Source organism: Brucella sp. JSBI001, assembly GCF_026014005.1.
GTDB lineage: Bacteria > Pseudomonadota > Alphaproteobacteria > Rhizobiales > Rhizobiaceae > Brucella > Brucella anthropi.
In genome coordinates, this window is record NZ_CP110339.1 from 3,521,048 (window position 1) to 3,544,288 (window position 23,241).

Genomic DNA, 23,241 nt, shown 5'->3' on the forward strand with positions numbered 1-23,241 from the left:
AGTCGAGCGACTAGGCATTTCCGCGGGGCTTCTGGCTGACTGTTGGGCCAGCCGTCGATCCGCGAGGGGCCTTATGACGATAAGCTTATCCCCTGTCAACAGGGTAAAAGCGAAAAGAATGCATGTCCGTCCACAACGTCGTGGAAAGATCCTCTTCCACGCTCCTGTTCCATAGGCTCAAACGCCCGCATTTCTCAGGATTTTCCAGCCATCAGAGATTATTTTGCAATCAGAACAGCCTGATAGCAATCACAGGTGAAGTCGCTATCTTCCGCTCACCTAAAGAGTTATAAGCACGCCATGACCGATCAAAACTCGCCCCGCACCCCAAAAGATTCTCATTATGCGCGCCTGCGCCGCCAGCATCGCGACCAGAAGGCCGTGACCGAAGGCAAATCACCGCGCAAACCGCAGCGTCCTTCCATTTCGGCAAGCGCCGTGACTGAGGGAACCGTACGGCTTTATGGCCTGCATACAGTCCGCGCCGCCGTGGAAAACCCGGAACGCAAGATATTGCGCATGCGCGCGACGCGAAACGGATTCGCCCGACTTGAGATCGGAGAGGCTGAATCTCTCCCCTTCCCTGTCGAAATCGTTGATCCGCGCGATATCGACAAGGAAACGGGTTCCGAGGCCGTCCATCAGGGCGTCATGATAGAAGCTGAACCGCTGCGCGCCCGTAAACTGTCCGAACTGAAGGACAGCCCGCTGCTTCTCGTTCTCGATCAGGTGACGGATCCGCACAATGTCGGCGCTATCATGCGTTCAGCCGTCGCCTTCGGTGCTGGCGCGCTGATTACGACAAGCCGTCACAGCCCGCAGGAAACCGGCGTTCTGGCGAAGGCCGCCTCCGGTGCACTCGAAATGATCTCTCATATCGAAGTGCGCAATCTGGCCGAAGCGATTGAAGAGCTGCACAGCCTCGGGTTCCAGACCATCGGTCTTGATTCGGAAGGGCCGCAGGAAATGGAAGCCACCTTGTCCGGCGGACGAATCGCCCTGGTACTGGGTGCAGAAGGCAAAGGTCTGCGTCAAAAGACGCGCGAAACAGTCACCGCGCTTGCCCGCCTCGACATGCCGGGCGAAATCAAGTCGCTCAACGTATCGAATGCGGCTGCAATCTCGCTTTTTGCTGCTGAGCGATATCTGCGCGCACGTTGATTCGAGTATGACTCTTCAATGAAATGCCTCCCGGCCGGTTGTCCTGCCGGGAGATACAGATATCGAATCGCGATGACCCGGAGCGGTTCCAGCTCAAACAGAAGCGTGGAACCGCTCTATCTCTTTGTTTGTACGCATTATCCTACGCGAAACCGCTTCGCACTTTCGCTGGAAATACTCTCAGGCAGTGGCGATATAGGTGCGAATATCTTCCGCCTCGCGCTCAACATCTTCGATGCGCCGCTTCACAACGTCACCAATCGAGATGATTCCCACGAGCTTGCCATGTTCTTCCACCGGCATATGGCGGAATCGGCTTCGTGTCATGATTTCCATCACCTGATTGATCGTGTGATGTTCGCGACAAACCTGCACTTTTGCCGTCATGACCTCGGTGACCGGCATGCTCATGGCCTTGGTTTCTTGAGCGGCAACAGCACGCACCACATCGCGCTCTGACAGGATTCCCTTGATTCGACCGGCCTCGTCGCACACCACCAGAGCGCCGATCTTGTATTTGTTCAACATGGCGACAGCATGGGATAGTGTATCGGCAGGTGCGATAACCACTACATCCCTGCCCTTTGTTTCGAGAATCGATCTTACGGTCATGCCAAGTCCCTCCAAGATTTAGCACTCGCTGCTTCTGGCGTTCAAACGCCATATGAAGCAGAACGCAGCTCCTCCCACCACGTTCCATGATGGTGCGCTTCGATCGTCCGATTAGCAAGTGGCATCAAATGAGGAGGTGGCTTTGTCAAAGCCAAAAGAGTGCAGAACCCTATCGCCTCAGCACGGCATCATAGCTGCGTGGGCGGTCCATCAGTGAAATACCGAAAAAGCCGGCGATGAAGCCGCCAATATGCGCTTCCCAGGCAATGCTGGAAAGGTCCGCCCCGCCAGTCGAGTAAAGACCGGTAATAATGTTGATCAGGAACCAGACACCCACAAAAGTCAGGACGGGCTTCAGCGTCAGGGTCAGCCCCACCGGAAGAACGGGGCCTGCGAATTCCGATCTGCGTCCATGGCCGATGCGACGAAAACCGTAACGCGCCGCTGCACCCATCATTCCCGAAATCGCGCCCGATGCGCCCACCAGTGGCGAAACGCTGTCCGGATAGATCGCATAATGGGTCAACCCGGCAATCACCGAAGTGAATATCCAGAAAACGATCATTCGTCCGGTACCGATGCGCCCGGCCAACGGGGAACCGAAAGCCGCAAGCCAGATCATGTTGACGGCAATATGGGCGAAGCCGCCATGCATGAAGGAATAGCTGATGAGCGTAAAAAGTGCGGCGGGATCGGTGAACCCGTCCGCCAGCGAGAACCGCGCCGGAACGAGCGCGAAGTTCAGCATGAATTCATAGTTCTGCTGCTCGCTGATGAGGTAGTTCTGATAAATATAGACTGCGGCGCAGAGGCCAATCAGAGCGAGAACAACGCCCGGAATATTGAACATCGGCTCACTACCGCCCGACCGGCGGTTACTGCCGTTCATTTCCGGCTGGGGAACGCTCATGAACTGCTGCTTTCTATTTTATGCGAAGCACCGCAATTGGACCGAAGGAGCCTTTTGCGTCTGGTCGATGCATGTTGATAGGGCAGAATTTGTTAAAAATAAAGGCCGACGGAGGTTCCCGGTCGGCCTTCACGCGAACAGAAATCTTTCGCGAAATTAAATCTGGAGCTCAGAAAAACGCCAACCAAGTCAAAGGCTTCGTCTGATGCCCTATCAAAGCGCGTCTTTCAGTGCCGTGCAACCATTACTTATTATTAACCTTAACGGACGAGCCCGGTGGATGAAGAAAGGGTTAAACTGGCATCCTCGCCGTTAATACTATTTTAATGCGTTCAACAGCGGAGCCAGCCTCCGCGTGCAACGGACAAATCAACGGCGCATGATGAAACACCGCAGTACGATCGCGATTTTCGCCGAATGGCAGCGCTTGGCCCGCACTGAAAGCGGTTTCTTTCGCGCGCCGATGCGCGAACAGATCGAGCCGCGCAAGCTCGGGCGCCATCTATCCGACCTCTTCTTCCTTGAGGCTGAAAAAGACGGCGACCTGTCGTTTCGTCTGGCCGGAACACGCATCTGCACCCTTTTCGGTCGCGAACTGAAGAACACACGGTTTCTCTCACTCTGGTCCGAGCGGGACCGGGCAGCCCTTGGCGAACTGTCGGAAAATGTAAGTAGCCTGGAAGTCCCTGCCCTCGTATCGCATGTGGGAATCAGCATGTCCGGGCGAAGCCTCGGGCTGGAAATGTTTCTCGCCCCGCTGGAGGCGCCAAACGGGCAGATCAGCCTGCTTGGCAGCATCGCCGTGCTTGATTCCGTCGCATGGGTCGGAGCCGATCCAATCGTCCTCGGGCATTTGAATTCCATCGACCCGGTGGCGCCCGATCTGATTCTTGCGGATGACATCCGAAAATCGGCTGCCATCACGGTGAATGCACCCCGAACAGGCCGGGAATGGACGAATGTTCGCCTGACGCAGCCACAGGAGCACGCCGCTCCGAAATTGCGCGTCATCAAGGGCGGCAAAGCCTGACGTAGGGTTGAAATCGCGATTTCTCTTTATCGACGGCTACTGTATTGTGACGGATAATAAGAGTACCCAATTTCGAGATGGATCGGCTTTGATGAATAGATTTGCTGCGGCATCTACTGCAAGCAATGTGCGGCAGGAAAATTTCAACGCCGTGAATGTCGATCTCAACGGTCGCTACATGCTGGAAAATCGCAGCGAATTTCCCTGCATCATCAAGCGTATGTCGCCCGGAACTGCCCTGATGAGCGGAATTGCAACGCCGCGCAACGGCGAACGGATCATCGCCTATATCGATCACGTGGGACGGATTGAAGGAATTGCCAACGAGGTTACATCCGAAGGTTTCCACATTCTCCTGTCGACCTCCGAACAGAAGAAAGACAAGCTTTCCGCACAGTTGACCTGGCTTGCCAACAAGCACGAACTTGCCCTGCCCGAAGATCGCCGTCACGAACGTGTTGTGCCACGCAAGACCCAGCAGAACATTACTTTTGCCGATGGCGCCCAAAGACTGTGCCGCATTGCGGACCTTTCGCTTTCCGGTGCGGCAATCGAAAGCGAGTTCAAGCCCGCGATCAAGAGCGGCGTCATGCTTGGACCGATCCGGGGAACTGTCGTCCGTCATTTCCAAGGCGGCTTTGCAATCGAGTTCGCCACCATCCAGACCAGCACAACGCTGGACAATCTTTTCGGCTGAAAGCATCCGCCCAAAAGATGAACGCGCGTCAAGGTTACGGAATGGCAAACCACGAAATGCCCGCATTCACGAAAAAGCCGCAAAAACAGCCCATTTTGCCCTGAATTTGTCCGTTCGTTGACAAAAAGTTTCAGCGTTATTTGCAGTTTTAATCGAATTTGACTCGCATTTTCGCGCGCAAATTTGCGTGCCTTCAAATTGTCTAAGTCATCTTGGTCTCCAACAGGGAGACAAAAGAATGACAAAACAAACAATCATCGCAGCCATCCTGATGCTGCTTGGAATCGGACTGGCAGAGGCAGCAAGCCCCGCCTCCAATTCACCGTGGATGACGACCGGCGAACGCACTTCGCAGCCGATTGGCCACTACGAATTCTGCGATCGCTACAAGTCCGAATGCAACATCACCAGCCGCAACAGCAATATGCTGAAGCTGACACCGGAAATCTGGAAACAGATCATCGCGGTCAATGCGAGCGTCAACGAAAAGATTGCGCCGATGACCGATATGGAAGCCTGGGGTCGCGAGGAATACTGGGAATATCCGACAACAGTCGGTGACTGCGACGACTACATGCTTTTGAAGCGTCGTGAACTGATGGCGCTCGGCATCCCGGCAAATACGCTGCTTTTCACAGTGGTTCGCCAGCCAAACGGTGAAGGCCATGCGGTTCTGACCGTTCGCACCGACCGTGGCGACTTCATTCTCGACAATCTCGATACCCGCGTTCTCGCCTGGAACAAGACCGACTATACCTATCTCAAGCGCCAGTCGACCACGAACACCGGTAGCTGGGTCTCAATCAAGAGCGACCGCGAACTCTTGGTCGGCAGCATCAAGAACTAACCAAAAGACAAAACAAACAAGGACGGGCCGTCAGTCTCCCTCTGGCCCCGTCCTTTTTATTTTCAGGCCGGCTCCAGCCCACGCATGAAAGACCGGGCCTTCTCGACGTAATGCTCCGCGGAAAGTCTGAGTTTCTCGACCGCAGCATCGTCCAGTTCCCGGAGGATTCGCGCAGGAGAACCGACGACCAGCGAATTGTCCGGTATTTCCTTGCCCTCGGTCACAAGCGCCCCTGCCCCGATCAGACAGTTTTTTCCAATCTTCGCGCCGTTGAGAACGATGGTTCCCATACCGATCAATGTGTTGTCGCCAACGGTGCAGCCATGAAGTATGGCCCGATGCCCGATGGTGCACCCTGCACCGACTGTGAGCGGAAAGCCGATATCGGTATGCATGATGGTGTGTTCCTGAACATTGGTGTCATCGCCAATGGTGATCGGCTCATTATCGCCGCGCAATACGGCACCGAACCAGAACCCGGCATTCTCACCCACAACGATCTTGCCGATCAGGGTCGCATCAGGCGCGATCCAGTTGCTGCTGCGGTCCGCGAATAGCGGCTTGTGCCCGTTATATGCATAGATCGGCATGTTCTTCCTCCATCAGCAAACTCGATATTGAATCGCTAAGCCGTTTCAAGCAGTCATACAAGCACGACTTCACGCTCTGTTAACCATAAAAGACCGATATTCTTTTGCAATATCATCACCATGACACCCAGATGGAAACAGCACCAGATTACACCGCCTCGAAAATGGGAAGCCGCCTCTTCGGCTGGCTGCTGTTGGCGGTTATCGTCCTGATTCTGCTTTCGGTTGCCGTAAATGTTGGCGGGCGTCTGCTTGGCCCGCTGATTGCGCGCGGCGGACACTCCGACAGCACGCACGGTTATGAAATCATCATTGGCAACAATGTCCTGTCGATTCCAGCCAATATGATCCGCTTTTCGAACCAGCGACGTGACGGGGTGACGAGGCGTCTCGATCTTTATGCCCGCTGGCCGGGCCTTACCGGCTATACGGAACGCGACCGCGCCATCTTCAACCTTCTCACTTCGAAGCGGCATCTCATTTTCATGTCTATCGAACAGCGAACCATGTCCCGCGACATGAGCGGGCGCTATCTGGCCATCTATGCCGAGCTGATAGACCCGAACGGGGAAACCGCCCCCGGAAACCTGACGGTACACCGTTTTCTGGAAAGCAGCGGTTACAAGGGCGAGGAACTCGTCCTGTCCGATCCGAGCAGCGGCAAGCCGGAATTCGTTGCACGATGTCTTGCGGATAGCGGTGCGGAAAGCTTCAATTCATGCGAGCGCGACGTCCAGTTCGGCCGCGACTTGCAGATACTTTATCGCTTCCCCCGCTCCATGCTTGGCGAATGGAAGTCACTGGACAAGGCGATCGTCGATTTTGCGAACGCGCATCTTCTGGGAAACGATACGAAACAGATCGACTGATCTCAAAGCATGTTGCTTAAAAGTGGGAACCGCCTCCGCGGGGAAATCGGTTCACTGGACTGATTTCTGATCCCCGCTACGATGGGATAAAGACATGCTTGAAAACAAAAGCTTAAAGCGTGCCTTTCAAATTGATAAAGCGCGACACGCTTTATTGCCCAACCAGATACTGAAATTTGGAGCGACCGTCTTCAGCGAACTTGATCTGGCTGAGCGGAACGCCGCTCAAAAGATGCTCCTCCGTGGCAGCCAGCACGATCTCCAGCTTTAGTATTTCTGCCGACCCAAGAAACTTCCAGCATCCTTTTCCTGCGAGAAGCGAGTAGTTGTGGTCCATAACATAGGCTGCGGCGGCATAAGCGCCGTCGCATTTCCCGATGCTTTGCGGTTCATCGAGGATCTCAATGACCGATCGTGAGCCATCGTCCTGCCCGGTTTCGATAGTGCCGAGGACTTCTGCGCGCGCCGCTAAGGACAGGGCCACCAAAAGCATGGCCAATGAAAAACCGAATTTCATAAAGACACCCAAGGGTCAAAACTATCTGGCGTTCTCAGGGATAATCGCAAATCTCATAACCGCTCAGCTCTGATTCCACGCCCGCCTTGATCCAGAAGAAAACGCTGCCTTCGCTCGTCATATGGGCGGTGCATAAAGCGACGACATTTTCCTTGCCGACGGGCGCCTTGCTCGCGCAAGAGGCTTTCCAGCTCGCGATCCGCGCGATGGAATCCTTTTTGATATCAGGAAATCCGAAATAGATGGTTTTGAAGTTCTCTGCGAGCTTCGGGCAGGTTCCGTCATCCTCGATAGCCTGCGCACGGACGACTGACGGCAGCATGACAGAAAGGGCCAGCGTAGCAGCGATGATCTTCATGAATCCTCATTAGTCATATCTGGAGTCATATCTGGACAACAAAACGCCCTCTCCATAGGAAAGGGCGTCAAAGAACATTCCTGCCCGGCATCAGCGTCGTTCGCGACGCGATTGCCGTGACTGATCAAAGATCGACGTCAAGAATGGCCATCGAGAAATTGTAGGAGAGTTCGCCTTCATCCTCGTCCTTATAGACCAGGCCCAGGAATTCGTCGTTGAGGTAAAGCTCGGCGGAGTCGTTCTTGCGCGGACGCGCCTTCACCTGCAGGCCGGGATTATTGAAAGTCCGTTTGAAATAGGCGTCCAGTTTGTTGAGTTCTTCGGGTTTCAACCGGCTTCTCCTGATATTGAATTGAGCCGGTTTATTGCACCCGGCAATTTCCTATGTAAACCCCCGATAAACGGGGACTCAAGGGATGTTGGCGTCCAATAGCCTCTTTAGACAGAATATAGGCCGCATACTGGAAAAAACCAGCAAGCGGCCTTGTTCAAGCTGCAACGATACGATGTATCGCCTAAATCCCTTCGCCCAGCATCTGGTCCATGACGCGGGAAGGCTCGGCACAACCCGTATCGCCCATGATCCGGGCCGGTACACCGGCTACCGTGACATTGTTCGGAACAGGCTTCAGAACCACCGAACCGGCTGCAATTTTCGAGCAATGACCGACTTCGATATTGCCGAGAATTTTCGCGCCAGCACCGATCAGCACACCGTGACGGATTTTCGGATGACGGTCGCCGCTCGACTTCCCCGTACCGCCGAGTGTGACACCGTGAAGAATCGAAACATTGTCTTCGATCAACGCTGTTTCGCCGACCACAAGTCCGGTCGCATGATCAAGGAAAAGGCCGCTGCCAAGCCGTGCGGCCGGATGAATATCGGTCTGGAAGATCGATGACGAGCGGCTTTGCAGGTAATAGGCAAAATCCTTGCGGCCTTCATGGTAAAGCCAATGCGCCAGACGATGGGTCTGGATCGCATGGAAACCCTTCAGATAAAGGATAGGGTCCATGAAGCGGCTATAGGCCGGATCGCGATCATAAACCGCCTGAATATCAACGCGGACAATCTGCGACCACTCCGGATTGGCATCCAGCATCGCGTCGAAGGTCTGGCGCAGAATATCGGCGCTCAGATCGGCATGGCCGAGACGCTCGGCGATACGATGCATGACCGCATCTTCCAGGCTCGGCTGGTTGAGGATCGTCGCATAAAGGAACGTGCCCAATACGGGATCGTTCTTGGCGGCTTCCTCCGCTTCGGCACGGATGGAATGCCAGATAGGATCGACCTGCCCCAGACCGGGGGTCGCTTTCGCTGATGTGCGAACGGACATATGCATACTCCAGTTTTGCACCGCGCGAGGAGGAGACGGCAGCCGAACTTTCGCTCAGTCCCCACGCCGCAATACGAGTTCGGCGCGCAGCATAACTTAAAATGGTTTGCCTTGACACAGCCGAATTTGACGCGCCCTGTCGGCGCGCTCTTTGTCCAAGATCAAATTCCCGTCAGAGCGGATTTTCTTTCAAAAACTGCAACACCGCCTGCTTGTAGACCTTGTCACCAACGGCCAGCATATGGTCGCGGTCCGGAATATCGACGGCCTGTCCATTTGGCAGAAGATCGGCGAGTTCCTGCGCGCTGCCTGCAATATCATCGGTCGTGCCGACGGCCACGAGAACAGGCTGCATAATGCGTGCAATCGCAGCGGCGGGAACCAGCTCCTTGGAGGTAATCACACAGGCTGCAAGGGCGATACGGTCACTCTTCGTCTGGTCGGCAAATTTCCGGAACATCTGCCCACGTGGATGGGTGATCGTGGTCGGATCTTCTGCAAGCAGCGCCTCGCCAATAGGCTCCCAGTCGCCAGCGCCAGTCACCATACCGATGCCAAGCCCGCCGAAAACAGCGCTATGAACGCGCTCGGCGTGTTCAATCGCCAGAAATGCGGTGATGCGTGCGCCCATGGAATAGCCCATGACATGCGCCTTTTCGATCCCGAGATGATCGAGCAGGGCTGCGGCATCAGCCGCCATTTTGGTCGGCGTGTATTCGTCTGTGTCGTGGGGCTTCGCGGAAAGCCCGTGCCCACGATTATCGATGGCGATAACGCGGTATCCGGCTTCGGTCAGCGTACGGAACCAGCCGGGCGAAACCCAGTTGACGAGACTTGAAGAAGCAAAGCCATGAATGAGCAGGATCGGATCGCCTTCTCCGTCCTGACGATATGCCAGACGCAAACCGTCATGTTCGAAATATTCGATATCGAGGGCACTCACCTGATTATTCCTCTTGATTTTATTACAGCAGCGTCACGACCGGCATTCGCCACAAATCACACGATGGACCGCTTTGTCACCAATCTTTATCCCGGTTCGTTTAACCGTACCGGCCAGAACCTCCACGACATACGCTGCCGGCACTTCAGATGAAATGATATTTTCGGAGAATGGCACCGCATTTTGGTGAATGGCCGATACGCGTCCCTTGTCATCAAGGAAAATCATATCAAGAGGCGACGGTGTATTCTGCATCCACATCATGACACGGCGCATTTCTCCGAACACGAAGATCATGGCGCGATCCTTGGGAAAATCCGTGCGCCACATCAGGCCGCGCACACGCGCATCGTCGCTTTCAGCCACTTCCAGCGCAAAATTTACCTTGTTGCCATTGGAGGTAATGAATGTCAGCGGTTCCTTGTCGACCGGCAGCCGCATCGGCTGTGTCTCATCGGCCTGAGCAACGAATGCGAAGAAAACAAATGCAAAAGCGAGAAAAATGCGGCCCATACCCTGCCCACTCAGATAAACAAACTTGCTTGTAAACAAACAGGCTTGGAACCTAGCAACGGGACGGAGTGACGACAAGACCGCTCAGGCCGCACAAAGCGGCCTTCACCTGCTTGTTACAAGAATTGAGAAATTTGGCGCGCTTTTAACGGTCGCGCCCTAGATCCGTTCTGGTTAAAGCGGAATCATTGGAACCGCTCTATCCATTTGTTTTTAAGCATGTCTTTACCCCGAAACCGGTTCCCACTTTCGGGAGACATGCTCTAATGCGAAACCGGGATTGCCGTGCCGATATCCGGATGGATTTCAGCCGCCATCAGGCCCTTGTCGCCTTCGCCGAAGCGAATAAGCACGACCTGACCGGGGCGCAGCTCCATCATGCCGAAACGACGCAGCGTTTCCATATGGATGAAAATATCTTCCGTCCCCTCGCCGCGCGTCAGGAAGCCGAAGCCCTTGGTGCGGTTGAACCACTTGACGATCACGCGCTCAAGGCCGCTCGACGGCGTAACAGTCACATGAGTGCGCTGTGGCGGCATCTGCGCCGGGTGAACGGCAGTAGACGTATCCATCGACAGGACGCGGAAACATTGCAGGCCGCGATCGCCATTGCGAACTTCACAAACGATGCGTGCACCTTCCAGAGCAGTCTGGAAGCCGTCGCGGCGCAGTGACGTCACATGGAGAAGAATGTCATTAAGGCCCGGCTGGTCTGGAACAATGAAGCCGTAGCCCTTGGCTACGTCGAACCATTTGATATGGCCCGAGACTTCGATGATATCGCCCAGCTCTTCCGAGGCGTGCTGGCTGTGAAACTGGTCATTAGACACAGACTTGTCCGCCATGCGTTCGCCCCTCCTCTGTTCTTCCGTTGCGATTCCGACCTGATTCTTGTCCAAAGAATAACACTTCCTTAACCGGAGGCGGCAAGCCCAAACTTGCATCCGTCCCCATGAAGACCACAGACTTCACAACTTCATGGTTACTTTTCCCGGCACAGCAGCGTTTGAAACTGACCCACCACCTGAAATATGGCCGGTCGTCAATTTGGCAATGACATGTTCAGGACATTTCCGGTCACATCTGCTGCTCAAAATTTTTGAACGTCACTCTGTCCATGATAACTTGACGTTCGGCCTCCGACATCGGATTCGATGTCCTTGCGTTTCCCGAACGTCAACCGCCCGAATTACAACAGCCGAGGAAAAGACTATGCGCTATCTGCACACGATGGTCCGAATTCGCGACATCGACGAATCTCTCGATTTTTATGTAAACAAACTCGGCCTTGAAGAAATCCGCCGCACTGAAAATGACAAAGGCCGCTTCACGCTGATTTTTCTTGCTGCGCCCTCCGATACGGATCGGGCGAAGGCAGAGCGGGCGCCGGAACTGGAACTCACCTTCAACTGGGATCCGGAGACCTATACGGGCGGCCGCAATTTCGGCCATCTCGCCTATATGGTCGATGACATCTACACCACTTGCCAGAAGCTGCAGGATGCAGGCGTCACCATCAATCGTCCGCCGCGTGACGGGCACATGGCCTTCATCAAATCGCCCGATGGCATTTCCATCGAACTGATCCAGAAGGGCGACCGTCTGGCGCCGCAGGAGCCTTGGGCTTCAGCCGAAAATATCGGTAGCTGGTAACAGACCATGTCTCCCGAAAGTGGAAGCCGGTTTCGGGAAAAAGACATGCGTAAAACAAAAAGCCCGGTCTCACGACCGGGCTTTTTCTCAATTCTGAACGGTTATTCCGTTCCCTGAATGGCTGCGAGAAGCCATTCACCGCCATCCGTGCGGGTGAACGTCCAGAGTTCAACGCTTTCCACCGGCTCATCCGGATTGCCTTCGACGACAGCACCGGTATTGCGATCCAGCATCACGTCGATCGCCGAATAGCGGATTGCAACGGTTGCGTATTCGACATCGCCTTCGCGCCAGGCTTCGGAAACGTCACCCTGCAGAAGCTTGACGTCCTTCACTTCGTTGCGCATGCCGCTGGAAGCGATCTCGCCCAGTTCTTCCGCCAGATAGGACATGGCTTCCGGGGTAGCGAGCTTGCGCAGCGCTGCATAATCCTCGCGGCCATAAGCGGTCTGGACTTCAGCAAGCATCTGTTCGAAACGATCCAGATCCTCTTGACCGACATCCATCGGTTCATCTTCAACCGCCGAAGCGGCGGGAGTGACCGGAGCGGCTGCCTGCTTGGTCTCGAACGGGTTCACCGAAGGCGTACGACCACCAAAACCGGCCTGTGAACCAGCTTGCGGGGCTGCTGTCTTTGCCGCACCGAAAGGCTGTGCGCCTGTGTTACCGGCGCCCGCCGCTGCCGGCTGGCGACGATTTGCGAACATACGCATGACAAACATCGCAATGAGCGCGATCACCGCAACCTGCAACAACAGGCCGAACATGCCGGCAAGACCGCCAAGGCCGTTGCCGAGCAGCATGCCGATCAGGCCACCGACGAGAAGACCGCCCAGCATGGAACGACCGAAGTTACCGAACATACCGCCGGAACGCTGTGCCTGCGCAGCATTCTGCGTGCCTGTTGCGCCCGGACGGTTGGTCTGCGTCGCGCCGGTATTCGGCGTCATCGAACGTTCCATCGGCGCGGCATTGTTAGGTGCAGTGCGCGTCGGCGCTGGCGCCTGATAAGTGCGCGCGCCACGGCTGCCGAAACCGCCACCGCCCGCACGGCGAGCCTCGGCGAAATCGACCGCAGCAAAAGAGGCAATCAGCCCTAATACCATTGCAGCTGTCAGTTTGGTCAGGCGGCTTCCGGAACCCGGCATCGGTTTCTCCCACTTAGAGTCATGTCTGAATGTTTAAATCAGTGCTCATATGGGAATTCGCCCCCACACCTCACAAGAGCGTGAAGACAAAAAATCCAGAAATTTCAAATGGACCCAGAACCTTCAAACGAGCCCGAAACTTTAAACAGGCAAAGCGGCATCCAGAATCTGTATCTGAGGCGTGACCGAGCCATTCCAATGATTTAGTGACAGATTGCCTGCCACATGGACGCTCTGACCGATATTGTTGAACAGGAAGCGCCCCAGATCGCCTTCCGCCGCCCGGAAGGCGATGGCATTGACGCGCTTTCCATCCGCGCCACGCAACGCGACACGCACATGATCGCGCCCCACGCCACGCACATCGGCCAATATATGATGCGGCAGCGCCAATATAGGCTGCGGATGCGCAGAACCATAGGGCCCAGCCTTCTGCAAGGCTTCGTAGAGCGACACTGTTGCGCCCGATGCGGCCAGCGCACCGTCGATGGACAGGCTCTGGTTTTCGCGCAGGCGCGAAACGATATGCGCCGATTCTTCTTCAAGATAAGCCCGCAACGCGCCGAGATTTGCGCGCTCGATGGTGATACCGGCCGCCATGGCATGGCCACCACCCTTGACGAGCAGCCCGCGTTCCACCGCGCCCCGCACCAGCTTGCCGAGATCAAGCCCCATGATCGAGCGACCGGAACCCGATCCGACACCATTGGCGTTGAAAGCAATGGCAAAGGCTGGCCGCCGGGCCTTTTCCTTAAGCCGCGAGGCCAGCAACCCGACGATACCGGGATGCCAGCGGTCACTTGCCGTCACGATCACCGATGCGCCCGCACCGCCGGATATTTCCAGCGAAGCTTCCGCTTCCGCCTCCATAAGCATCTCGGCTTCCATGGCCTGACGCTCCTGATTGAGCCGGTCAAGTTCCACGGCAATACGATCCGCGGTTGCGGGATCATCCAGCGTGAGCAATCGAGCGCCAAGCCCCGCATCGCCGATACGCCCGCCAGCATTGATGCGCGGCCCAATGAGATAGCCGAGGTGAAAGACATTGAGCGGTTCGCCAATGCGGGCAACGCGCGCCAAAGCCGCAAGGCCGACATTGCTCTGCGACCGAGCAACGACCAGTCCTTTGACGACGAAAGCGCGGTTCACGCCGGTCAACGGCACCACATCGCAAACCGTTGCCAGCGCCACCAGATCGAGCAGGGAAAGAAGATCAGGGCCTGGTCCCTTGCCGCGCTCACGCAGGATTTTGGTCACCTGTGCCAATGTCAGAAAGACCACGCCTGCGGCGCAAAGATGCCCCTGCTGCGAAATATCGTCTTCCCGGTTGGGATTGACGATAGCCACCGCATCTTCAGGCAGATCGCCGCCGACCTGATGGTGATCGAGCACGACGACATCCGCTCCAGCCTGCTTGGCGGCTGTAATCGACGGTGCGCTGTTGGTGCCACAATCGACTGTGACGATAAGGGTCGCACCCTTGGCGACCAGATCGCGCATGGCATCGGGATTGGGGCCGTAACCTTCAAAAATCCGGTCGGGAATATAGATGGAGTGCTGAATGCCGTAATGTTTGAGAAAACGCGCCATCAAGGCGGAAGAACACGCCCCATCGACATCGTAATCGCCAAAAATGGCCACGGTCTCGCGACGCAGAATGGCATCGGCAATACGGCTTGCCGCATTTTCCATATCTGTGAGCGTCGCCGGGTCGGGCATGAGATTGCGCAGCGTCGGATCGACAAATTCCGGCGCGTTTTCTACCGACACCCCCCGCCCGGCAAGCACGCGTGCAACCAGATCGGAAATGCCGTGATGCTGCGCAATGGCAAGCGCCGTATTGGCCTCCCGCAGGCCAAGCCGGTCTACCCATTTCTGTCCGGTTGCGGATTGTTTTATTCCGAGGAAAAAGCGCTCTGTCGTCATAAGTTTCTAAAGACACAAAAGGCGGCAAACGGTCAAGACAGACGATTTTTATCTCGCCAATCAGCGGGACTAAGCGACGTCACCCGTCGAAACTCGCGATTGAAGTTCGATTTGGTCTGAAATCCGGATTCAAACATTACAGCCGTTATAGAAGTGTCGGACTTTTGAAGCCGCCGACAAGCTTCGGCAATTCTATAGTCATTGATGAAGCGGGAAACATTCTTGCCTGTCAGCCGATTGATGGCTCCCGATATTTGACGTGTCGGAATGCAGGCGCGCCGCGCCAACCGCGATAGCGTCAGGTTCTCATCGAGAAAAAGTCTTTGTTCAGTCAAGAGCGCTTCGATCTTGTCCAGAACATTGCGATCCGCTTCCGCGTTTGGTTCGGGTGGTGCTGTTTCGAAATCCAGTTCCGGCGCGACTTTCGCGCGGGCTGCCACCAACGCTGTCAGGCCGATGAGAAACAGACCCAATAGATTGCCATTGCCGATGATCGCAGCCGCAGAATCGCCTTTCTGCCATTGGAAATCCAGAACCACCACCAGATCAAACAAGGCAGAAAGGCACAGCGATGCAGCAGCAATCACAAGAGCCCGATGCGCTGCCACCGCACTATCCAGGCGTGCCGCATCCAATGCATCTGGACCTGAGCGCCCAAGCAACAACAGGGCAAATGCATAGCCAACGTAAAGTCCAATCAGCGCCAGATCGATCAGACCCGGTGCAAAATATACAAGTGCAGCAACACCAAATGGCGGCAACACGTGAAACCAGCCAAGAACGTTATCGCCTGCTTCATCCCGATGGATCAGGCTTCTGAAACTCGTGAGCGTCAGCCCCGGCAAACAACTGGCCAGAACAGGTAAAACATAGCGGAGTTCCGTAACGCCATAGCCCCAGCGCAGTCCTACAATGAGGGATTGCAAGGCACTCAATCCCAACACGAAAAGGAAGGGGCGGTTCGCTCCGTTCCAACCGAAACGGTGCAGCAATACGGCCAGCAGTAACAGAAGCAAAAGTGTGGAGACGAATGGCAAAGGAATGAAAATCATAAAGCACACACGATCAATATGCAGACAACCGATCATGGCCGAAATCGCGATTAGAAACGACCTGAATCATGATTAAGGACGCAACTCTCGCGAAAACAGGTGACGTTTTCCGTGTTCTGTCAACCACGGGAGATAACCATGTTTCGTTTTCATATCGTCAGCGCCCTTCTCACCCTTTTTATCGCCGTACCCAGCCAGGCCCATGATGTCGGCCAGCGAGAAATCAAAATCAGCGGCGCTGAACCGGGCCGCAATCTTGAAGTCAGTGTATGGTACCCAGCCGCAATCGATGGCAAAGCTACCCTTATCGGGGACAATATAATTTTCAAAGGCGCTCCGGCTGTAATCGACGCCACACCGGAAAAGGGTAGCTTCCCACTGCTTGTCATGTCGCATGGCTCCGGCGGCCGCGCTCAGGGTATGGCCTGGCTTGCAACCGAACTAGTCAAGGCAGGCATTATCGTCGCGGCCCCCAATCACCCCGGCACGACCAGCGGTGATTCCACCCCACAAGACACGCCGAAAATCTGGCAACGCACAGGCGACCTGTCAGCAGTAATCGATACGATGACTACAGATCCCGCATGGAGCGGAATAATCGACAAAAACAAGATTAGCGTTCTCGGCTTCTCGCTCGGCGGCGCCGCAGCAATGGAAATTGCGGGGGCAAGAGCCAATCTCGAAGCTTATGCCCGTTATTGCGACACCTACGGCAAGTGGGACTGCGCATGGTATGCTGGCGGCATCGGCTACCGAGATGATAAGCAGATAAAAGTCGATAAAGTCGATCTGCGCTCAGTGGACAAGAGCCGCTTCGAGCAATCCAATCTCGACCGCCGCATCGCGTCAGCCATAATGATCGACCCCGGCCTCGCGCAAGCTTACGATGCACAAAGCCTTGCATCGATTTCAATTCCCATGAGCTTCATCAATCTTGGAGAAGTTGAGACAATCCCTACGGGAGTGGTTGCCGATAAGCTGGCATCGATCACACCGCAGGGAACTTATGTCACTGTCGCTGGCGCAACCCATTTCAGCTTTCTGCCCGAATGCAAGAAAGGCGCTGCAGACCGGCTCAAATCTGCGGGTGAGGTAGACCCCATTTGCAGTGACGATGCCCGCCGTCCGCGTGCGGACATCCACGCGGATATCACAAAGCTGGTTCTGAAAGCATTGCAGTCTATGCCCAAAACCTGAGATAACGAGAACATGACAAAGGCGGCATTTTTGCAATGCCGCCTTTGACTATTCTACGCTCAATCCTGCCAAGATTTAGGCTGAACCGTTCTCGCGCAATCCCCTAGAACTTGGACAGATCCTGATGCCTTGCCTTGATTTCACGCACCGTCTGCGAGCTTGAACGCATGACGATAGTGTGCGTCTGGATATAGTCGCGGGCAAACTTCACACCGGAGAGCATGTTGCCATCCGTCACGCCGGTAGCGGCAAAAAGAACGTCGCCCTTGGCCATTTCTTCCAGCGAATAGACCTTCTTCGGGTCCGCAATGCCCATCTTCGCGGCACGAGCAATCTTTTCATCGGTATTGAGCTGCAGACGACCCTGCATCTGGCCACCAATGCAGCGCAACGCTGCCGCAGCCAGAACGCCTTCAGGCGCGCCGCCAATACCGATATAGATGTCGATACCGGTTTCGTCCGGGTTGGTCGTATGCATCACACCGGCCACGTCACCGTCGCCGATGAGGCGGATGGCAGCGCCGGTCGCCCGCACTTCCTCGATCAAACGGGCATGGCGCGGACGATCCATGATGCAGGCGGTGATTTCATTCGGCTTCACGCCCTTCGCCTTGGCGACCGACATGATGTTATCCGTCGGGCTGGCATCAAGGTCCACGACGCCCTTCGAGTAGCCCGGACCAACGGCGATCTTTTCCATGTAGACATCAGGCGCATAAAGCAGATTGCCCTTCTCGGCGATCGCGATGACAGCAAGCGAGTTCGGCAGATTCTTGGCGCAAATCGTGGTGCCTTCCAGCGGATCAAGCGCGATATCGACGTCCGGTCCCTGCTTGGTGCCAACTTCTTCGCCGATATAGAGCATCGGCGCTTCGTCACGCTCGCCTTCACCGATAACAACCGTTCCGGCGATCGGAAGACGGTTCAATTCCTGACGCATGGCATCGACGGCGGCCTGATCAGCAGCCATTTCGTCGCCACGGCCACGCAGCCTCGCCGCGGCGACCGCTGCACGCTCGGCCACGCGGACCAGTTCGAGTGTGAGAATGCGATCCAGTCCGTGGGGGTGCTGCTCTGCGGTCTTGGCCATTTGAACAAAGTCCTGAATTCGAATTGCGTGGACGCGGCGCATGAAGCCCGCGATTGCCGCCTCTTATAGCGACACTGTGCAAACCTTTTGTCAAAGTCCCCCGCCCCCCGCAAGGGCGATAGAGCTAAAAACAATGTACGCTCAAACTCTTAATCGATTTAAGCTATACACGCTTCGTTTCATGTCCGGGCCGGATGTGAACGCTCACACCCGGCCAGAAGTTGCAGAAATTGTTAAACAACCAAAAGATGTTGCGGGCAATCAGCTTCCGATTCCATCAAAGAAAAACTCCGGAGTTTCCACTTCGACCAGCTTTTTTCTTTCGATCATCCAGAAACGGTTGCCGACATTGCGAACAAAACTGCGGTCATGCGAGACGATCAGGCTCGCCGCCTCGTTGCGCAGCAGTTCCACCTCCAGCGCTTCCTGACCTTCGATATCGAGATGATTGGTTGGTTCATCAAGAATATAGAAGTTCGGATTGGTCAGTCGCAGAACCAGCATGGCAAGTCGCGCCTTCTGCCCGCCAGACAAGCGTTCAAGCGGCTTGGCCTGCATTTCAAGCGTCATGCCCGCCCCGGCCAGCAAGGATCGCGTCCGCTGGTCGCCAATATCGAACCTTCTTGCAATCGTCTCGAATGGCGTCCAGTTCGAGCGAAGTTCCGACAGGGCCTGATCGCTATATCCAAGCACCAGTGACGGCGTTGCCTTGATACCGGCTTGTGCCTGATCCGGCGCAAGGATGGCCTCGCGCACGAGCGTCAGCAACCGGGTCTTGCCCATGCCATTGGCCCCCAGCAGAACAATTCGGTCACCGGGATTGATCCAAAGCTGTCCTGTCTTGAAGAGAAGTCGCCTATCGGGCGTGGCAATTTCGACCTGATCGAGAACAACCAGTGCCTTGGCGTGGCTGCCTCGACTGCTCAGTATGATCTTGCCGGCTGAGCGCTCCACATGCCCCGCCTTGGCGCTTTCCTCGATCTTGTCGGCCCGCGCTTTCAACTGCTTGGTCTTGATCACAAGCAGATCACTACCCGAATTGATGCCAATATTGTTGAGCTTCGCCGCCTGCTTGCGCAACTGCTGGACTGTTTTCATGTCCTTTTCAAATTGCCGGGCATCGGCCGCGTCGATTTCATCGAGCGCAACACGCGCCTGACTATATGGCAAGGCGAAAACCGGTGATTTTTCCGCCCGCAGAAACAGCGTTCGCTTCGTAACCGCATCCAGAAATGCGCGATCGTGACTGCTGACCACCACCGCAACCGAACGCGGCAGCGCATTCAGCCAGTCTTCCAGCAACCTCACTTTTTCAAGGTCCAGATGGTTGGTCGGTTCGTCGAGAAGAAGAACATCAGGTTCGGAAACCCAAGCGCGCGCCAGAAGTGCAAGCCGCTGCCAGCCGCCGCTCAACTGCCCGATGGAGCGCTGCCGCAGTTCTTCGGTGACGTTGAGGTCATCCAGCACGATATCGGCGCGCCAGCTTTCATAATCGCGCTCTTCTTCGTCAAGCCCATCCAGCACGACCTCATAGAAACTGCGGTTCAACAGGTTTTCGGGCACATACTGGCTGACATAGCCGATCTTCAACCCGCGCGACCGCGTGATGGTGCCAAGTGTCGGATCGCCCTCCCCGACAAGGAGACGCAGAAGACTGGTCTTGCCGCGCCCGTTGGCAGCGACGATGCCAAGCCGCTCGCCCTCGCCTATGACGAGATCGAGATTGGCAAACAGAGGTTCATGAAGGGTCAGGGAAAGATTCTGGATAGAAACAAGAGACATGGCAATCAGCCCAATTCTGCCACGCACGAATGTCCGGTTTCCAAACCGTGACACGAATAGATGTGCTGGCGAATGTCCGGCAGCGGTTCAACGACCGCGCCTTCAGGAAAAGGCAGAACAAGACAGTGATTTCAGTCTTTTTCCGCCCTGCACAAGTTACTTATGCAGGGCAAAATCGGGGCCGTGCTGACGGTGATAATCATGACGCGTCACATACATCATACAGCCCTCCTTTTCCTGTTTTGTCTCTTGAAACGAATAAAGCCGGATCAAATCCGACCCGGCTTTCATAACAAAGGTGAATCCAACCTGCAAGAGAGGCAGGCACGCCGGTTCTCACCCGGCGCGTTCGATGCGGATCATCTGCGGTTTATCGACCAGATGATCGTCCTTGAGGATTGCTTCCAGCGCTTTCTTGACGGCTGCTTCAGTCGTCTCATGCGTGACGAGGATGACCGTCTTGATGCCTTCGTTGGCTGCGCCATCCATTGGTGGACGCTGGACGATCGATTCCAGCGAAATATCGTTTTCAGCCATGCGCTTGGCAATGGCCGCAAAAGCGCCAATGCGGTCAAGGACGGTCAGACGGATGAAGTAACCGCCTGCATGCTTGCGCATCTTGGCCCGTTTGTAAGGCTGCAATGCCTTGGCAGGCGTACCGAACACAGGACCGTGCTGGAAACCCGGACGGCTCTTGGCGATATCCGCAACATCGCCGATCACGGCGGAAGCCGTCGCATTGCCACCTGCACCGGGACCGGAAAGCAAAAGCTCGCCCAGAAGATCGGTTTCGATTGCCACGGCGTTGGTGACGCCATGAACCTGCGCGATGACCGACGAGGTCGGCACCATGGTCGGGTGCACGCGCTGTTCAATGCCCGTATCGGTCTTCTGCGCGACGCCCAGAAGCTTGATGCGATAGCCGAGTTCATCAGCGGCGCGAATATCGGCCAGCGAGATATTGCTGATGCCTTCCAGATAGATATCGTCGGCAGCGATCTGCGTACCAAAGGCAAGGCTGGTCAGGAGCGCCAGCTTGTGCGCCGTATCATTACCTTCGATGTCGAACGTCGGATCAGCTTCAGCATAACCGAGGCGCTGCGCGTCCTTGAGACAGTCTTCAAACGAAATACCCTCTTCCCACATCCGGGTCAGGATATAGTTGCAAGTGCCGTTCATGATGCCATAGACGCGCGAAACCGTATTGCCGGTCAGCGATTCACGCATCGCCTTGATGACCGGAATGCCACCCGCAACAGCCGCTTCAAAATTGAGCAGAACGCCCTTGTCTTCGGCGATCTTGGCAAGCGCAACGCCATGGCGCGCAAGCAGGGCCTTGTTTGCGGTGACGACATGGCGACCGGCGCGCAGAGCTGCTTCCACGGAAGCCTTGGCCGGGCCGTCCTCACCGCCGATCAGCTCGACGAAAACGTCGATATCGGCAGATTTGGCCAGTTCCACCGGATCGTCGAACCAGGCAATACCGGAAAGATCGATACCGCGGTCCCGCGTGCGGTCGCGGGCACTGACCGCCGTAACCGTTACGGGCTTGCCGCATTGGCGCGTGAGCATTTCGGACTTGTCACGCAGGATACGCAACACCGAAGCACCAACGGTGCCGAGCCCGGCAACGCCGATCCGTAATGCATCACTCATTATATCGACCTTCTGTATGGAGTGGCTTATCGGGTGAGATGCCACGGGCTGCATGATGCCGCCCGTAGCCTTTTGAAATATTATCCGCGACGACCTTCGAGCGGTATCACATTCTGCAGGTTCTCATCCTTGGTGGAGAGGAACCGCTTGATGTTGCGCGCGGCCTGACGAATGCGATGTTCGTTCTCGACCAGCGCGATACGCACATAATCGTCGCCGTGTTCGCCAAAACCGATGCCCGGCGCAACGGCCACATCGGCCTGCTCGACCAGAAGCTTGGAAAATTCGAGCGAACCCAGTGGACGGAAGCGTTCAGGGATCGGAACCCAGGCGAACATGGTTGCCGCTGGCGGCGGAACATCCCAGCCCGCCCGACCGAAGCTTTCGACCAGCACATCGCGGCGCTGTTTATAGACATTGCGCACATAGGCGATGTCCGAACCGTCACCATTCAACGCTGCCGTCGCGGCAACCTGGATTGGTGTGAACGCACCATAGTCGAGATAGGACTTCACGCGGGTAAGAGCCGCGATCAGGCGCTCATTGCCAACCGCAAACCCCATGCGCCAGCCCGGCATGGAAAACGTCTTCGACATGGAGGTGAACTCCACCGCCACATCCATGGCGCCCGGCACTTCCAGCACCGACGGTGGCGGATTGCCATCGAAGTAGATTTCCGAATAGGCTAGATCCGACAGGATGACGATGTCATGCTTGCGCGCAAATGCGACGACATCCTTGTAGAAATCAAGCGTTGCTACATAGGCCGTCGGGTTGGACGGGAAATTCAGGATCAATGCGATCGGCTTCGGGATCGAGTGCTTCACGCCGCGCTCAAGTGTCGGAATGAAGGTATCATCCGGCTTGGCCTGAACTGAACGGATCACCCCGCCCGACATGATGAAGCCGAAGGAGTGAATCGGATAGGTCGGGTCCGGGCACAAAACCACATCGCCCGGCGCGGTGATGGCCTGCGCCATATTGGCGAAACCTTCCTTGGAACCGAGCGTGGCAACGACCTGCGTATCGGGATTGAGCTTCACACCGAAGCGGCGCGCATAATATTGTGCCTGCGCGCGACGCAGCCCCGGAATCCCCTTGGATGAGGAGTAACGATGCGCGCGCGGATCCTGCACGGCCTCACACAGCTTGTCGACAATGTTCTGCGGGGTCGGCAGATCGGGGTTGCCCATGCCCAGATCGATGATGTCGGCACCCGCCGCTCGCGCCGATGCCTTCAGACGATTGACCTGTTCAAAGACATAAGGGGGCAGACGACGGACTTTATGGAATTCTTCCGACATGATCCTGTTCCAGTGGAGGGTTGAACGTAATGGCGCGTATGCGCCG

The 23,241-nt window shown here is 55.9% G+C and carries 24 protein-coding genes; 7 read left to right on the forward strand and 17 right to left on the reverse strand.

Going from position 1 to position 23,241, the window contains the following annotated elements; translation table 11 throughout:
* Positions 1–300 precede the first annotated feature (300 nt).
* Positions 301–1,161, forward strand: coding sequence for a 23S rRNA (guanosine(2251)-2'-O)-methyltransferase RlmB (rlmB, locus tag LJ361_RS16710; protein WP_264812063.1), 861 nt, complete (start codon positions 301–303; stop codon positions 1,159–1,161).
* Positions 1,162–1,341: 180 nt separating this feature from the next.
* Here the strand turns inward: rlmB and LJ361_RS16715 are convergent, their stop codons facing one another.
* Both LJ361_RS16715 and LJ361_RS16720 read right to left on the reverse strand, forming a co-directional pair.
* A complete protein-coding gene (locus tag LJ361_RS16715) occupies positions 1,342–1,773 on the reverse strand; it encodes a CBS domain-containing protein (protein WP_010659899.1) in 432 nt (143 codons plus the stop codon).
* Between the two features lie 169 nt (positions 1,774–1,942).
* Positions 1,943–2,683 (reverse strand): rhomboid family intramembrane serine protease, encoded by a 741-nt coding sequence (locus tag LJ361_RS16720; RefSeq protein ID WP_010659898.1) that lies wholly within the window; start codon positions 2,681–2,683, stop codon positions 1,943–1,945.
* Between the two features lie 382 nt (positions 2,684–3,065).
* Between LJ361_RS16720 and LJ361_RS16725 the strand changes: the two genes are divergently transcribed.
* The 3 genes from LJ361_RS16725 to LJ361_RS16735 all read left to right on the forward strand — a co-directional run bounded on the left by LJ361_RS16725 (position 3,066) and on the right by LJ361_RS16735 (position 5,257).
* Positions 3,066–3,713, forward strand: coding sequence for a PAS domain-containing protein (locus LJ361_RS16725; protein ID WP_029376087.1), 648 nt, complete (start codon positions 3,066–3,068; stop codon positions 3,711–3,713).
* Positions 3,714–3,804: 91 nt separating this feature from the next.
* Complete coding sequence (locus tag LJ361_RS16730; RefSeq protein ID WP_010659896.1) at positions 3,805–4,410, forward strand: PilZ domain-containing protein; 606 nt, start codon at positions 3,805–3,807, stop codon at positions 4,408–4,410.
* A 238-nt stretch (positions 4,411–4,648) separates the two neighbouring features.
* Positions 4,649–5,257 carry a transglutaminase-like cysteine peptidase gene (locus LJ361_RS16735; protein WP_010659895.1) on the forward strand — a complete coding sequence of 203 codons (609 nt, stop codon included), beginning with the start codon at positions 4,649–4,651 and terminating at the stop codon, positions 5,255–5,257.
* A 62-nt stretch (positions 5,258–5,319) separates the two neighbouring features.
* Here the strand turns inward: LJ361_RS16735 and LJ361_RS16740 are convergent, their stop codons facing one another.
* Positions 5,320–5,847 (reverse strand): gamma carbonic anhydrase family protein, encoded by a 528-nt coding sequence (locus LJ361_RS16740; RefSeq protein ID WP_010659894.1) that lies wholly within the window; start codon positions 5,845–5,847, stop codon positions 5,320–5,322.
* A gap of 131 nt (positions 5,848–5,978) precedes the next feature.
* Between LJ361_RS16740 and LJ361_RS16745 the strand changes: the two genes are divergently transcribed.
* The gene (locus LJ361_RS16745; protein WP_010659893.1) at positions 5,979–6,716 is read left to right on the forward strand and encodes a hypothetical protein; all 738 of its coding nucleotides are present in this window, start codon (positions 5,979–5,981) and stop codon (positions 6,714–6,716) included.
* A gap of 151 nt (positions 6,717–6,867) precedes the next feature.
* On the opposite strand, the gene LJ361_RS16750 is transcribed toward LJ361_RS16745, so the two are convergent.
* The 7 genes from LJ361_RS16750 to LJ361_RS16780 all read right to left on the reverse strand — a co-directional run bounded on the left by LJ361_RS16750 (position 6,868) and on the right by LJ361_RS16780 (position 11,232).
* Positions 6,868–7,233: a hypothetical protein gene (locus LJ361_RS16750; RefSeq protein ID WP_029376086.1), complete on the reverse strand. Its 366-nt coding sequence runs from the start codon at positions 7,231–7,233 to the stop codon at positions 6,868–6,870.
* Positions 7,234–7,267: 34 nt separating this feature from the next.
* Positions 7,268–7,591: a hypothetical protein gene (locus tag LJ361_RS16755; RefSeq protein ID WP_010659891.1), complete on the reverse strand. Its 324-nt coding sequence runs from the start codon at positions 7,589–7,591 to the stop codon at positions 7,268–7,270.
* Positions 7,592–7,715: 124 nt separating this feature from the next.
* On the reverse strand, positions 7,716–7,922 hold the full coding sequence (locus LJ361_RS16760; protein WP_264812064.1) for a DUF3126 family protein: 207 nt from the start codon (positions 7,920–7,922) through the stop codon (positions 7,716–7,718).
* 184 nt (positions 7,923–8,106) lie between these two features.
* Positions 8,107–8,931 carry a serine O-acetyltransferase gene (gene cysE / locus LJ361_RS16765; RefSeq protein WP_010659889.1) on the reverse strand — a complete coding sequence of 275 codons (825 nt, stop codon included), beginning with the start codon at positions 8,929–8,931 and terminating at the stop codon, positions 8,107–8,109.
* Between the two features lie 172 nt (positions 8,932–9,103).
* A complete protein-coding gene (locus LJ361_RS16770; protein ID WP_010659888.1) occupies positions 9,104–9,874 on the reverse strand; it encodes an alpha/beta fold hydrolase in 771 nt (256 codons plus the stop codon).
* Positions 9,875–9,907: 33 nt separating this feature from the next.
* Positions 9,908–10,387: a DUF192 domain-containing protein gene (locus LJ361_RS16775; protein WP_010659887.1), complete on the reverse strand. Its 480-nt coding sequence runs from the start codon at positions 10,385–10,387 to the stop codon at positions 9,908–9,910.
* Between the two features lie 263 nt (positions 10,388–10,650).
* Positions 10,651–11,232 (reverse strand): cold-shock protein, encoded by a 582-nt coding sequence (locus tag LJ361_RS16780; protein WP_010659886.1) that lies wholly within the window; start codon positions 11,230–11,232, stop codon positions 10,651–10,653.
* A gap of 367 nt (positions 11,233–11,599) precedes the next feature.
* Between LJ361_RS16780 and LJ361_RS16785 the strand changes: the two genes are divergently transcribed.
* Entirely contained in the window at positions 11,600–12,040 is a 441-nt protein-coding gene (locus tag LJ361_RS16785) for a VOC family protein (protein ID WP_010659885.1), read from the forward strand.
* Positions 12,041–12,141: 101 nt separating this feature from the next.
* On the opposite strand, the gene LJ361_RS16790 is transcribed toward LJ361_RS16785, so the two are convergent.
* The 3 genes from LJ361_RS16790 to LJ361_RS16800 all read right to left on the reverse strand — a co-directional run bounded on the left by LJ361_RS16790 (position 12,142) and on the right by LJ361_RS16800 (position 16,166).
* The gene (locus LJ361_RS16790; RefSeq protein ID WP_010659884.1) at positions 12,142–13,188 is read right to left on the reverse strand and encodes a Tim44 domain-containing protein; all 1,047 of its coding nucleotides are present in this window, start codon (positions 13,186–13,188) and stop codon (positions 12,142–12,144) included.
* A 141-nt stretch (positions 13,189–13,329) separates the two neighbouring features.
* On the reverse strand, positions 13,330–15,114 hold the full coding sequence (recJ, locus tag LJ361_RS16795) for a single-stranded-DNA-specific exonuclease RecJ (protein WP_010659883.1): 1,785 nt from the start codon (positions 15,112–15,114) through the stop codon (positions 13,330–13,332).
* Between the two features lie 32 nt (positions 15,115–15,146).
* Positions 15,147–16,166, reverse strand: coding sequence for a helix-turn-helix domain-containing protein (locus LJ361_RS16800; RefSeq protein ID WP_010659882.1), 1,020 nt, complete (start codon positions 16,164–16,166; stop codon positions 15,147–15,149).
* Between the two features lie 138 nt (positions 16,167–16,304).
* Between LJ361_RS16800 and LJ361_RS16805 the strand changes: the two genes are divergently transcribed.
* Positions 16,305–17,363, forward strand: coding sequence for an alpha/beta hydrolase family protein (locus LJ361_RS16805; protein ID WP_010659881.1), 1,059 nt, complete (start codon positions 16,305–16,307; stop codon positions 17,361–17,363).
* A gap of 103 nt (positions 17,364–17,466) precedes the next feature.
* On the opposite strand, the gene glpX is transcribed toward LJ361_RS16805, so the two are convergent.
* From glpX to LJ361_RS16825, 4 genes are all read right to left on the reverse strand, one after another.
* Entirely contained in the window at positions 17,467–18,453 is a 987-nt protein-coding gene (glpX, locus tag LJ361_RS16810) for a class II fructose-bisphosphatase (RefSeq protein ID WP_010659880.1), read from the reverse strand.
* A gap of 261 nt (positions 18,454–18,714) precedes the next feature.
* Positions 18,715–20,235 carry an ABC-F family ATP-binding cassette domain-containing protein gene (locus LJ361_RS16815; protein WP_010659879.1) on the reverse strand — a complete coding sequence of 507 codons (1,521 nt, stop codon included), beginning with the start codon at positions 20,233–20,235 and terminating at the stop codon, positions 18,715–18,717.
* 336 nt (positions 20,236–20,571) lie between these two features.
* The gene (locus LJ361_RS16820; RefSeq protein WP_010659878.1) at positions 20,572–21,891 is read right to left on the reverse strand and encodes a homoserine dehydrogenase; all 1,320 of its coding nucleotides are present in this window, start codon (positions 21,889–21,891) and stop codon (positions 20,572–20,574) included.
* Between the two features lie 80 nt (positions 21,892–21,971).
* On the reverse strand, positions 21,972–23,195 hold the full coding sequence (locus tag LJ361_RS16825) for an LL-diaminopimelate aminotransferase (RefSeq protein ID WP_010659877.1): 1,224 nt from the start codon (positions 23,193–23,195) through the stop codon (positions 21,972–21,974).
* Positions 23,196–23,241: the final 46 nt, after the last annotated feature.